10 protein-coding genes are annotated in these 12,553 nt (G+C 73.4%); 5 read left to right on the top strand and 5 right to left on the bottom strand.

Annotated elements, in window-relative coordinates:
- On the bottom strand, nucleotides 1-2,088 hold a 2,088-nt coding region (locus tag ACFUEL_RS23190), incomplete at its 3' end, for a carbohydrate-binding module family 20 domain-containing protein (protein ID WP_380238584.1).
- A 326-nt stretch (nucleotides 2,089-2,414) separates the two neighbouring features.
- Between ACFUEL_RS23190 and ACFUEL_RS23195 the strand changes: the two genes are divergently transcribed.
- The gene (locus ACFUEL_RS23195; RefSeq protein WP_380238602.1) at nucleotides 2,415-4,787 is read left to right on the top strand and encodes an ATP-binding cassette domain-containing protein; all 2,373 of its coding nucleotides are present in this window, start codon (nucleotides 2,415-2,417) and stop codon (nucleotides 4,785-4,787) included.
- A gap of 4 nt (nucleotides 4,788-4,791) precedes the next feature.
- On the opposite strand, the gene ACFUEL_RS23200 is transcribed toward ACFUEL_RS23195, so the two are convergent.
- A complete protein-coding gene (locus ACFUEL_RS23200; RefSeq protein ID WP_380238586.1) occupies nucleotides 4,792-5,391 on the bottom strand; it encodes an HAD family hydrolase in 600 nt (199 codons plus the stop codon).
- Nucleotides 5,392-5,528: 137 nt separating this feature from the next.
- Here ACFUEL_RS23200 and ACFUEL_RS23205 point away from each other — a divergent pair, with 137 nt between their 5' ends.
- Nucleotides 5,529-6,047 (top strand): GNAT family N-acetyltransferase, encoded by a 519-nt coding sequence (locus ACFUEL_RS23205; protein ID WP_380238588.1) that lies wholly within the window; start codon nucleotides 5,529-5,531, stop codon nucleotides 6,045-6,047.
- Nucleotides 6,048-6,127: 80 nt separating this feature from the next.
- Here the strand turns inward: ACFUEL_RS23205 and ACFUEL_RS23210 are convergent, their stop codons facing one another.
- The 3 genes from ACFUEL_RS23210 to ACFUEL_RS23220 are packed head-to-tail and all read right to left on the bottom strand — an operon-like array spanning nucleotide 6,128 to nucleotide 9,035.
- Nucleotides 6,128-7,402: an RCC1 domain-containing protein gene (locus ACFUEL_RS23210; RefSeq protein ID WP_380238590.1), complete on the bottom strand. Its 1,275-nt coding sequence runs from the start codon at nucleotides 7,400-7,402 to the stop codon at nucleotides 6,128-6,130.
- A gap of 51 nt (nucleotides 7,403-7,453) precedes the next feature.
- A complete protein-coding gene (locus ACFUEL_RS23215; protein ID WP_380238592.1) occupies nucleotides 7,454-8,698 on the bottom strand; it encodes an RCC1 domain-containing protein in 1,245 nt (414 codons plus the stop codon).
- A 58-nt stretch (nucleotides 8,699-8,756) separates the two neighbouring features.
- On the bottom strand, nucleotides 8,757-9,035 hold the full coding sequence (locus ACFUEL_RS23220; RefSeq protein WP_380238594.1) for a hypothetical protein: 279 nt from the start codon (nucleotides 9,033-9,035) through the stop codon (nucleotides 8,757-8,759).
- A gap of 434 nt (nucleotides 9,036-9,469) precedes the next feature.
- Here ACFUEL_RS23220 and ACFUEL_RS23225 point away from each other — a divergent pair, with 434 nt between their 5' ends.
- Genes ACFUEL_RS23225 through ACFUEL_RS23235 form a run of 3 tightly spaced genes read left to right on the top strand, consistent with a single transcriptional unit; the run spans nucleotide 9,470 to nucleotide 12,551 of the window.
- Nucleotides 9,470-10,276: a hypothetical protein gene (locus ACFUEL_RS23225; protein ID WP_380238596.1), complete on the top strand. Its 807-nt coding sequence runs from the start codon at nucleotides 9,470-9,472 to the stop codon at nucleotides 10,274-10,276.
- On the top strand, nucleotides 10,276-11,631 hold the full coding sequence (locus tag ACFUEL_RS23230) for a hypothetical protein (RefSeq protein WP_380238598.1): 1,356 nt from the start codon (nucleotides 10,276-10,278) through the stop codon (nucleotides 11,629-11,631). Before ACFUEL_RS23225 ends, ACFUEL_RS23230 begins: the two co-directional genes overlap by 1 nt.
- 26 nt (nucleotides 11,632-11,657) lie before the next feature.
- Complete coding sequence (locus ACFUEL_RS23235; protein ID WP_380238600.1) at nucleotides 11,658-12,551, top strand: hypothetical protein; 894 nt, start codon at nucleotides 11,658-11,660, stop codon at nucleotides 12,549-12,551.
- Nucleotides 12,552-12,553: the final 2 nt, after the last annotated feature.

The following is a 12,553-nucleotide window of genomic DNA, read 5'->3' on the forward strand; positions in this document are numbered from 1 at the left end:
GCCGGAGGCGTCCTTGACGATGTACTTGTACTCGAAGGCGGTGTTGGCGGCCATCGTCAGCGACAGCGTCCACTTCGGGTACGAGGCGGAGGACATCGGCAGCGCGGCGGCGGGGTTCCAGCTGCCGAGCTGGGCGGTGGAGCCGATCAGGTAGACGTTCTGGCCGTAGACGGTGGTCCGGTTCTCGGAGAAGTTCACCGTGACCTGGCCGGTGCTGCCGGTGTTGCCCGCGCCGCCCCAACTGTCGTTCAGGATGCCGCCGGTGGCGCCGGTGTTGGCGCTGTGGTTGGCGCCACTCTCCCAAGTGACGTTGCCGGAGGCGTCCTTGACGATGTACTTGTACTCGAAGGCGGTGTTGGCGGGCAGTTGGAGGCTGCCGCTCCACACGGGGTAGGCGGCCGGGGAGAGCGCGACGGCCGCGTTCGGGTTCCAGTTGCCGAGCTGGGCGATCGAGCCGACCAGGTAGACGTTCTGGCCGGTGACGGTGGTCTTGTTCTCGTTGAAGGTCTCGGTGACCGTCCCGCCGGGGTTGGTCGGGCTGGCGGAGGACGAGGGGCTGGCGGACGGCGAGGGGCTGGCGCTGCTGCTCGGGCTGGGGCTGGCGGTGCCGGTGGTGGCGGTGTACAGCGCGACGGCGTCGCCGGCGTTGACGGTGACGGTGGCCTTGCCGGAGCCGTCGACGCTCACGGTCGGGCCGGTGCAGTCGGAGCCGCTCACGTCGCCGTGGATGACGTCGCAGTAGGTGCCGGCGGCCAGGCCGGTGGTGAAGGTCTGGGTGACGGCGGAGCCGCTGTTGTTGATCGCGACCCAGCCCTTGCTGCCGCGGCTGAACGCGATCGCGTTGTTGCCGTTGTCCCACCAGTTGGCGACGGCCTCACCGCGGGTGGCGTTGTGCCAGCCGACCATGTTGGCGATGCCCCGGTCGCGGTCGGTGCAGGTCCAGGTGTTGTTGGCGCAGTTGGTGTCGGTGACGAAGCCGTTGCCGTCGGCGGGCGGCGAGTCGTCCTTGTTGTTGTACCGGAAGCCGGAGTAGACCTGCGGGGTGCCGTAGCCCCAGGCGAGTTCGAAGACGTGCGCCAGCTTGTACTTGGAGCCGTCGTTGTACGTCAGGGTGGTCCTGTCGCGCTCGAGGTCGTGGTTGGTCACCATGACGGCGGACTTGTCGCTCGGCTCGAATCCCCAACTCTGCCCGAAGGTCTTGAGGTTGGCGATGTTGCCGTTGAACTGCTGGGAGAGCTTGGAGGCGTAGGTGAACTCCAGCACGCTGCCGTTGCCCTCGAACGCGGCGGGCGCCAGCTGGCCGCCGCTGCCCGGGAAGATCTCCTGGTAGACGTACGGGCGGCCGCCCCACCGGGTGTCGTTCAGGCGGGAGACGATGTTGCCCATGTCGGCCTGGGCGATGTGCTTGGCGGCGTCCACCCGGAAGCCGTCGACGCCCGCGCCGATCAGCGTGTTCAGGTAGCCGGCGATCTTGCCGCGGACGTAGTCGCTCTCGGTGTTGAGGTCCGAGAGGTTGAGCAGCTGGCACTCCTGGACCTGGGTGACGTTGTTCCAGTCGTTGATGCCGAGGTCGGCATTGGGGCACGGCGGGGAGCCGTGGAAGTCCGACTTGCTGTAGGGCACCGCCGAGTAGCTGTACCCGGACGGGTTGAAGGCCGAGCCGCCGTAGCCGGTGGTGCTGCTCTGGTTGGTGCCCGCCATGTGGTTGATCACCGCATCGGCGTACACCTTCACGCCCGCGTTGTGGCAGGCCGTCACCATCGCGCGGAACTGCGCGTCGGTGCCCATCCGGCTGTTCAGGTTGTACGAGACCGGCTGGTAGACCTCCCACCAGGGGTGGCCGGCCACCGAGATCGACTCCTGCGGCGGGGCGACCTGCACGGCGCCGTACCCCTTGGGGCCCAGGACGTCGGTGCACTCGCTCGCGACCGAGTTCCAGTTCCACTGGAACAGGTTGGCGATCACGTCGCCGCCGTTGGGCGTCGCGGCGGCCTGTGCGGTGCCCTGCAGGCCGAGCGGCAGCAGCACGCCCAGGACCAGTGCGCCGGCCGCGGCGGCCACCGGCACGGTTCTACGGACAGGGGTCATCGGCGGATCTCCCAAGGTGGTGGGGGACTTGAGGAGGGAACGGGAAGACGATCCACCCCGGCACGACACACCGTCAAGACATCAGTGCAAGAAATTTCATCTCCTTGCGTTCGGATCCACACCTGCCGGAAACAGAAACCGGGTAGCCAATCCGCCGAAAAGGTATACACCTCCCCACCATCCGCCCAGCTCACCCTCCCCCACTCGCAAGTACTTTCAGAAAGTTTCAACCCCGCGCCGCTCCCCGTCCCGTGCCGCTCCCCGCCCCGCACTCGCCCCCGGGTTAGCGTGGCGCGGTGAACCACGGCGAGATCGACGACGACGGCATGGTGCGGGTGCGCGGCGCCCGGGTGCACAACCTGCGCGACGTGACGGTGGCGGTGCCGCGCGGCGCGGTGGTCGCGTTCACCGGCGTCTCCGGCTCCGGCAAGTCCTCGCTGGCCTTCGGCACCCTGTACGCCCAGGCCCAGCACCGCTACCTGGAGTCGGTCTCCCCGTACGCCCGCCGCCTGCTGCGCCAGGTCGAGGCCCCGCGGGTGGACGCGGTGACCGGCATGCCCCCGGCCGTCGCCCTGGAGCAGCGCCGCTCCGTCCCCTCCTCCCGCTCCACCGTCGGCACCATCAGCACCATGTCGAACCTGCTGCGGATGCTGCTCTCCCGCTGCGGCACGTACCCGCCGGGCGCGCCGCGCCTGGACTCCGACGCGTTCTCGCCGAACACCCCGGCGGGCGCCTGCCCCGAGTGCCACGGGCAGGGCGTGCTGCACCGGGTCACCGAGCGCTCGCTCGTCCCGGACGACTCGCTCTCGATCCGGCAGGGCGCCGTGGCGTCCTGGCCCGGCGCCTGGCAGGGCAAGAACCTGCGCGACGTCCTGGGCGCGCTCGGGCACGACCTGGACCGGCCCTGGCGCGAACTGCCCGCCGCCGAACGGGAGTGGATCCTGTTCACCGACGAGCAGCCGGTGGTCACCGTCCACCCCGAGCGCGAGCCCGGCCGCGTCCAGCGCCCCTACCGGGGCAAGTACAGCAGCGCCCGCCGCCTGGTCCTCAAAGCCTTCGCCGAGTCGCGCAGCGAGGCCGCCCGCACCCGGGCCGCCGCCTTCCTGGAGCAGTCCGCCTGCCCGAACTGCCACGGCCACCGGCTGCGCCCCGAGGCCCTCGCCGTGACCTTCGCCGGGCTGCCGATCACCGGCCTGGCCGCCCTCCCCGCCGCCCGGCTGGCCGACCTGCTGCGCCCGCACACCGCCGGGGACGGCCCGGCCGCCCTGCTCACCGCCGACCTGGCCGACCGCCTCACCGCCCTGGAGCGCCTCGGCCTCGGCTACCTCGCCCTCGACCGCACCGCCCCCACCCTCTCCACCGGTGAACTCCAACGCCTGCGCCTGGCCACCCAGTTGCGCTCCGGCCTGTTCGGCGTGGTGTACGTCCTTGACGAGCCCTCGGCGGGCCTGCACCCGGCCGACACCGAGGCGCTGCAACGCGTGCTGACCGAACTGCGGGCCGCCGGGAACTCGGTGTTCGTGGTCGAGCACGACATGGCGGTGGTGCGCGGCGCCGACTGGCTGGTGGACGTCGGCCCGGCCGCGGGCAGCGGCGGCGGCCGGATCCTGCACAGCGGCCCGGTCGACGGCCTGCGGGCGGTGGACGCCTCCGCGACCCGCCGCTTCCTGTTCGACCCGCCGCCCCCGCCGCCGTCCCGCCACCGCACCCCCACCGGCGTGCTGCGGCTGCGCGGCGTCACCCGGCACAACCTGCGCGGCCTGGACGCGGACGTGCCGCTGGGCGTGCTCACCGCCGTCACCGGCGTGTCGGGCGCGGGCAAGTCGACGCTGCTCGCGGCGGTCGCCGACGCCGCCGCCCCGACCGCCGACGGCCCGACCCCCGACGGCCCGACCCCCGACGGCCTCCGGGTGGTGACCTTCGACCAGACCCCGCTGGGCCGCACCCCGCGCTCCAACCTGGCCACCTACACCGGCCTGCTGGACACCGTCCGCAAGCTGTTCGCCGCCACCGGGGAGGCGAGGGCGCGCGGCTACGGCGCGGGCCGGTTCTCCTTCAACGTGGCCGCCGGACGCTGCCCCACCTGCGAGGGCGCGGGCGCGATCGAGGTCGAGCTGCTGTTCCTGCCCACCGCCTGGAGCCCGTGCCCGGACTGCCGCGGCAGCCGCTACAACCCGCAGACCCTTCAGGTGGCCTACCGCGGCGCCACGATCGCCGACGTGCTCGCCCTGACCGTCGACGAGGCCGCCGCGTTCCTCGCCGACACCGCGCCCGCCGCCCGCGTCCTGACCACCCTCCAGCAGGTCGGCCTCGGCTACCTGCGGCTCGGCCAGCCCGCCCCCGAGCTGTCCGGCGGCGAGGCCCAGCGGGTCAAGCTCGCCGCCGAGCTCCAGCACGCCCGCCGCAACCGCACCCTCTACCTGCTGGACGAGCCCACCACCGGCCTGCACCCCGCCGACAGCGAGCTCCTCACCGCCCAACTGCACCGCCTGGTCGACGCGGGCGCCACCGTCCTGGTCGCCGAACACGACCTCGACCTGATCGCCGGCGCCGACCACGTCATCGACCTCGGCCCCGGCGGCGGCGAGAGCGGCGGCCGCGTCCTCGCCACCGGCACCCCCGCCACCGTCGCCACCACCCCCGCCAGCCGCACCGCCCCGTACCTGGCGATGCGCCTCGGACTGCCGGGCGGCCGCTGACCGCTCACCGCCCCCGCACGTCCACCGCCGCCATCCCCGCGCGGCGGGCCGCGAGCAGGCCGCTGTCGGCGTCCTCCAGCACCACGCAGGCCGCCGGGGCGACGCCCAACTGCCGGGCCGCGAGCAGGAAGATGTCTGGGGCGGGCTTGCCCCGTTCCACCTCGTCCCGGGTCACCACCCGGGTGAACAGGCCGTCCAGTTCGAGGTGGCGCAGGGTCGCCTCGACGGTGCGGCGCGTCCCGCCGGAGGCGACCGCGAGCGGGAGGCGGCCGGTCAGCTGCCGGGCCAGGGCGGTCACGGGGGCGATCTCGGTGACGGCGGCCAGGTGGTCGAGGTAGCGCTCGCCGCACTCGCCCACCAGCCGGCCCACCAACTCGTCGTCCAGGGCAGCCTGTTGACCGGCCAGCGCAGCCCTGATCGTCTCCGGCGTGGACGTCCCGGTGTATCCCGCGTACCACTCGCGGCTGACGTCCACCCCGAACGGCGCCAGGGTCGCCGCGAGGGAGAGGTGGTGGGCGGGGTGGGTGTCGGCGAGGGTGCCGTCGCAGTCGAACAGCACGGCTTCGAACCGGGCGAACGACCCCGGATCACCCAGCGCGACCATGCCTCTCCTCCAAGCGGGTTGACGGTACGACCGGAACCAAGTGGTCTATACCTCACCCTTCCTGCCAGCGCCCCGCCCTGTCAAGGACGCCCGCAATCCCCTGGCCCGCCCGGCCCGCCCCGTGTTGGAATCCCCTGGTGCCCCTCGCCGTCCGCCCGGCCGCGCCGGCCGACCTTCCGCACCTCCCGGCCCTGCAACTCGCCGCCGGGCAGGCTTTCCACGCCGTCGGCATGGGTGCCGTCGCCGACCAACCGCCGCCCGCCGCAGCCGAGTTCGCCCCGCCCCAGCGCCTGGGCCTGCTGTGGGTGGCGGCCGACGGCAACCGCCTGGCGGGTTTCGTGCTGGCCCGGCCGCTCGACGGCCGTGCGCACGTCGAGCAGGTGAGCGTCCACCCGTCGTACGCTGGGCGGAGGTTGGGCGCCCGGCTGATCGACCGGGTCGAGGAGTGGGCGGCCGAGCAGCGGATGCCCGCCGTCACCCTGAGCACCTTCCGCTCCGTCCCGTGGAACGCCCCGTACTACCTGCGCCTCGGCTTCCGCGAGGTGCCGCCCGCCGATCTCACCCCGGCGCTGCGCGAACTCCTCGCCGAGGAGGCGGCGTTCGGCCTCGACCCGGCCGACCGGGCCTGCCTGAGCCGGCCCGTCCGCACCCCCTGAAGGACGCCGAAGGACACCGAAGGACGCCGAAGGGCCCGCGCGGGCATCGCGCGGGCCGCTGAACGCCCGTTCCACCGGCCTCAGTTGGCGAGACTGAAGTCACCGCCCACCGGGGCGGCGATCTTGTCGACGCCGGTCAGCGCGGTCAGCGTGGTGACCGGGGTGCTGCTCTCGGTGGTGGTGCCGTTGCCGAGTTGGCCGGAGCCGTTGGCGCCCCAGGAGCGGACGGTGTTGTCGCCGAGCAGCACGATGGTGTGCTCGCGTCCGCCCGCAACGAGCTGGACGCCCTTGATGCCGGGCACCGGAACGGGCGTGATCCGGTAGTCGGTGGTGCCGTCGCCGACCTGGCCGGAGGTGTTCTGGCCCCAGCCCTTGAGCTTGTTGTCGCTGTCGGTGACGGCCAGGCTGTGGTTGCAGCCCGCGGCGATCTGCGAGACGCCGCCGAGCCAGATGCCCTGGGTGTCGACGGGCGTGTACCGGTTGATGGTGCTGTTGTCGCCGAGCTGCCCGGTCGCGTTGTAGCCCCACGCCTTGACCGCGTTGCCGCTGGTGGGCTTGGTGCCGCCGCTGGGCGGCCCGACCAGGGCCAGGTTGTGGTTGCACCCGGCCGCGATCTTGGTGACGCCGCTGAGGCCGCCGACCGGGGCGGGCACGTTGCGGCTGGCCGAAGTGCCGTCGCCGAGCTGCCCGTTGATGTTGTAGCCCCAGGCCCAGACGGTGCCGTCCTCGCGCAGCGCGAGGCTGTGGTTGAGTCCGGCGGCGATCGCCACCACCTTGTTGAGGCCCTCGACCCGGACGGGGACGCTGCTGTCCGTGTTGGTGCCGTTGCCGAGCTGCCCGTAGTTGTTGCGGCCCCAGGCGACCACGGTCTGGTCGTCGAGCAGCGCGAGGCTGTGCCAGCCGCCGGCGGCGACGTCCCGGGCGTTGGTCAGGTTGACGACCTGGCCGGGCGCGTTGTGGCTGAACACGCTGCCGTCGCCGAGCTGCCCGGAGCCGTTGGCGCCCCAGGACTGCACGGTGCGGTCGGTGAGCAGCGCCAGCCCGTGCCCGGTGGCGGAACCGCCGCCGCCGGCGGCGATCTTGACGACCTCGGCGCTGGTCAGGCCCAGCACGGTGGTGGCGGTGGTGCGGTAGTCGGTCCAGGTGCCGTCGCCGAGCTGCCCGGAGCGGTTGTTGCCCCACGCCTTGAGCCGCTTCTCCTGCGCGTGCGCCGTCCCGGCGGGCACGGCGGTCAGGCTGAGCGCGGTGAACGCGGCCAGGCCCAGCGCGAGGGCGGGGCGCAGCGCGAGGGCGGGGCGCAGCGCGGAGCGCGGCCGGGAGCGGCGGGCGGTGGCGGTGGTCTGAGCGGACGTCATGGAGGGCCTTTCTCGAAAGGGTGGCGGGTCGGCGCGGGCGGCGGGCGGCGGTCAGCGCGCGAGGCTGAAGTTGCCGTTGCTGGGCGCGGAGATCAGCGAGACGCTGCCGGACTTGGCGAGCACCTCGACGGGGGTGTTGCGCTGGGTGGTGGTGCCGTCGCCGAGCTGGCCCTTGTCGTTGAGGCCCCACGCCTGCACGGTGCCGTCGGCGAGCACGGCGAGGTTGTGCGCGGCGCCGGAGGCGATCGCCTCGATGCCGGTCACGCCGGGGACGGGCACGCTGGTGTTGCGCTGGGTGGTGGTGCCGTCGCCGATCTGCCCCTTGTCGTTGGCGCCCCAGGCGCGCAGCGTGTGGTCCTGGAGCAGGGCGAGGCTGTGGGTGGCCCCGGCGGAGAGCGCGACGACGTCGGTGAGCTCCTGGACGGGCACGGGGTAGGGCTTGCCGGCGGTGGTGTCGTCGCCGAGCTGGCCCTTGGCGTTGTCGCCCCAGGCGTACACGTGGCCGTCGGCGAGCAGGGCGAGGGCGTGGTTGGCCCCGGCGGTGATGCCCTTGACGGTGGTCAGGCCGGGGATGGTCATCGCGGTGTTGCGGGTGGCGGGAGCGGGGGTGGGGACGGGCGCGGTGGAGCTGACCGGCACCGGGGTGACGCCGAGCTGGCCCTTGTCGTTGTTGCCCCAGGTCTTGACGGTGCCGTCCTTGAGCAGGGCCATGCTGAAGGTGTCGCCGGCGGCGACCGCCTTGACGTCGGAGAGCCCGGCGACGGTGACGGGCAGATTGGCGGCGTTGGTGGTGCCGTCGCCGAGCTGGCCCTTGGCGTTGTCGCCCCACGCCTTGACGGTGCCGTCCTTGAGCAGGGCGAGGGCGTGCGCGCCGCCCGCCGCGACGGCCTCGACTCCGGTCAGTCCGGCGACCAGGCCGGGGACGGACGCGTCCTCGGTGGCGCTGGTGGTGCCGTTGCCGAGCTGGCCCTTGTCGTTCCTGCCCCAGGCTTCGACGGTGCCGTTGCCGAGCAGCGCGAGCGCGAACCCGGTGACGGTGGTGCCGCTGGTGGTGCCGCCGGCGGCGATGCCGTTGAGTTCGGCGCCCGCCATGCCGACCACCGAGACGGGGGTGAGCCGCTGGGTCTTGGCGGTGCCGTCGCCGAGCTGCCCGTTGGCGTTGTTGCCCCAGGCGCGCAGCCGCAGGTCGTAGGCGGACGCGGTGCCGGCCGGCAGGGCGGTGGTGCACACCAGGGTCAGTCCGGCCACCATCGCGGGCAGGGTGACGGCGGGCAGCTGGCGCAGCTTGCGGTGCATCGGTGGTTCCTCCATGGACGTGCGGGTCGTGGTGGGACGGGCCCCGGCGGGCGGGGTGTCAACGGGTCGGCGGGGCGGGGGCGGTGCGCTGGACGGGTTCGCCCCGGGCGAGCCGGCCGGGCGGGGGCTGGACGGGGTGGATCTTGTCGACGGGGCGGTGCAGGGTGTGCGGGGTGCCCTGCGGTGCGGGGCGGTCGCCCTGCGGTGCGGGGCGGTCGCCCTGCGGTGCGGGGCGGTCGCCCTGCGCGGCGGCGGCCGGGGGCGCGGCAAGCAGGCAGGCGAGCAGGCAGGGGGCGGCGGCCGCGAGCAGGGCGGCGCTCCGGGAGTGGGGTGTCATCGGTGCCTCGTGGTCGCGGTCGGCCTCGGCTCGGCACGGCACGGGTGGCGTGCGGCGGCGGTCCGACTCGGGTCGAAGTCGAAGTCGTGGTCGAAGTCGAGAAGTGACGGTCCGATCGTCGGAATGCCTAACCCGCCGCCACCGGGTTCGTGCGGACACGGACCGCTTTCCATGCCAACGGCGCAGTGGATCCTCCGCACACCCCCCGTTCGGTCCGCCATCGGTTGCGGTGCGTAGTCGATCTACCCAGCATGGCCAGGGATCTTGACCGTCGGAAATCCCGGTCAGCCGTCAACCGATCGGCTCTGTGGCCGAGTTCAGGGAGGAACCCGTTGCTCCGGACCTCACCCGCCAGAATCCTTGCCATCACCCTCAGTAGCGCTTGCGTTCTGTCCGTTCCGGCCCCGGCGGGCGCCGAGGACACCGAGCCGGCCGTGGTGGTCAACGGCACCTTCGCCTCCCCGCAGGTCCCGTCCGGTTCGACCTGGGCGTACCTGGCCATCGACGGCTGGGAGGGGCCCGGCCTGCTCTCCGCCGCCCGGGCCGCCCACCCGCGCGGCTACCAGGCCGCCTTCCTGGCCGCCCCCGGTTCGGCGACCCCGCTCAGCACCCGGCTGCGCGCCGTCCGCGCGGGCGCCACGGTCACCCTCAGCTGGGACGACAACCCCGACACCTGCGCGGCCAAGGGCGTCGCCAGGCGGACGTACACGGTCTCGTCCCCGGGCGCCGCCGACCGGCCCGGCAGCTTCGCCACCAACGACCCGACCGGCAGGGCGAACTGGTTCGTCGGCCGGTCCTACTCCTTCACCGCCGCCGAGGACTCGCCCGAGGTCGTCTTCTCCTTCGACGCGTCCAACGCGAAGCCCGACTGCCAGCCGTCGATCAGCAACGTGTCCGCCGCGCAGACCGCCCCGAAGGCCCCGCCGAAGGGCGCCTCCGACCCGTGCTCGGGGGAGGCCGCGGGCGGCGGCCAGTGCGCGGACGTCGGCCAGGCCGGGAGCGAGGTCGCCAAGTGCCCGCCCACCGGCCGCGACTGCCTGAGCGGTGTCGCCGGGGACGGCATGCAGACCAACGACGGCATCGCCCAACAGACCACCGCCGTCCAGGACTTCAACGACATCCCGCGCGACGAGAGCCCGGACGCGGCCGCCCAGCACCTCTGCCCGCAGTCGAACGCCCTCACCGACGGTCTCCCGCCCGAGTACATGGTCATTCCGCCGAGCCAGTGGGGACAGTGCTGATGCGACGCCAACTCCCGTACACCGCAGGGTCCGTCCTGCTCACCGCCGCCCTCGCCCTGACGGCCGCGCCGCCCGCCGCGCGGGCCGCCGACCAGGTCGGGGCGACCGTCCCGAACGGCACCTTCGCCGATCCGGTCGCGCCCGACAACGGCACCCAGGCCGGGCACGCGGGCTGGTCGCCGGAGAACAGCGGCGTGGTGTTCGGCAAGGGGCTGGCCCAGCACCCGCAGGGCTACCAGGCGGCCTCGCTGAACTGGAACGGCGCGCCGCTGACCCTGCGCACCCGGCTGTGGGGCGTCCGGAAGGGCTCCACCGTCACCCTCACCTGGGACGACAGCCCGAGCACGTACAGGGGCTGCACGCCGGAGCAGGTGAAGGACGGCCAGACGTACAACGTCTCGCTGATCACCGACGGGCCCGCGCCCGACCCGCAGGTCACCACCAAGGGCAGCGACAGCGTCGGCACCGCCAACTGGACGACGGGGCGCGCCTTCCCGTTCACCGCGACCGAGGACAACCCGATGGTGTCCTTCGACTCGGCGGAGCCCGCCGGGTCGATGTCCTGCGGCCCGCTGATCACCAACGTGCAGGCCGTGCAGACGCCCGCACCGGTCGACCAGAAGGTCCGCAAGGAGCAGCTGCCGCCGCCGAAGGCGTACCGGGGCAACGACCCGCTGGAGCCGGGCGTGGCGGTGGACGACTGCGAGGGCTCGCCGACCACCTGCACGTTCACGGTCGACAAGCGGTACTCGTACCAGTACTACGGGCAGACCCGGATCGTCGGCGAGGTGTACCTGAACTGCACCCGCAACGCGATCACCGACGACCGCAAGCTGGAGGTCACCGAGCCGCCGTACGACAGCCTCACCCAGTACTACGCGCTCAAGGGCGCCCCGCTGCTGCCCAGCCGCTCCGAGCTGGCCAAGAGCCGCCCGAACGTGGCGAGCCAGGTCGAGGCGGGGTTCGGTGTGGCGGGCGGGAACGCGGCGGCGGTGTCCACCAGCAACCCGCTGACCTGGTCGCGGACCACCAGCAAGCCGCTGAACCCGGTGATCCAGCCCGGTGAGGTGAGCTGGATCGAGGTGCAGCCGGCCCGCGAGCGGGTGACCGGCTCGTTCACCAACTCCCGCAACAACTACCGGCTGGACGCCACCTTCGACGTCCCGGCGACCTCGCTGCCGGACCGCTACTACCAGCGCACCGGGCCGCTCACCGAGGTCGAGCTGCAGCGCTGCGGCGCCGCCCGGCCGACCGCCGGGACGCCCGACAACACGGCCGGCCCGGACAGGCGGCTGACCCCGCTGGACGCCCCGCCGCCGGGCCTGGCCACCCGCGCCGTCCCGCTCGCCCCGTGACCCCCTCCCCCCTCCTGGAGCCCCCCGTGCCGCTCACCCGCCTGCTGGCCGTCCCGCTCGGAACCGCCCTCGCCCTGGCCGTGCCGTGGCCGTCCGGAGCGGCCGACAGCGGGACGGCGGTGGTGGCCAACGCCACGCTCTCCTCGCCCACCGTGCCCGACGGGCAGGTCTGGGGCGGGAAGGCCGACGACTGGACGGGCGACACCCTGCTGGTGTCCGCCACCCGGGCCGGCCACCCGCTCAAGCTCCAGGCCGTGGCGCTGGCCGTCACCACCTCGACGCCGATCGGCACCCGGGTGCGCGGTGTCCGGGCCGGCGCGAGCGTCACCCTGACCTGGGACGACAACCCGGACTCCTGCGTCAACTCCGGTGGCGGGCGCCCGTACACGGTGTCCGTCGCCGGGCCGGACAACAAGCCGGGCTCCTACACCACCAAGAACGCCACCGGCTCGGCCAACTGGTCCACCGGCCGCAGCTACTCCTTCACCGCCGCCGAGGACGCCCCCGCCGTCACCTTCACCTACGGCACCCCGAGCACCAATCCGGGCTGCCGCCCGATGATCACCAACGTGCAGGCCGCCCAGACCCCGCCGCGGCCCGCCTCCCCCGGCGCGTCCGACCCGTGCGCGGGCGGGGGCGGGGGCAGCCCGGCCTGCACCACCAGCGCCGGCAACAAGGAGAAGATCGAGAACTGCCCGGCCACCGACCGCGGTTGCCTGGAGGGCGTCGCGGGCAAGGGCGAGCAGGAGAACGCCGGGATCGGCCAACAGACCCAGGCGCTCGACGAGTTCACCCACACCCCGCGCGACCAGGACCCGAACACGGCCGCCGACGCGCTCTGCCGGGTCTCGAACGCCCACACCGGCAACCTCCGGCCGGGCGACACCGTCATCCCGCCCGGCACCTGGTGGTACTGCTGACC

The organism is Kitasatospora sp. NPDC057198 (assembly GCF_042670125.1).
Lineage (GTDB): Bacteria > Actinomycetota > Actinomycetes > Streptomycetales > Streptomycetaceae > Kitasatospora.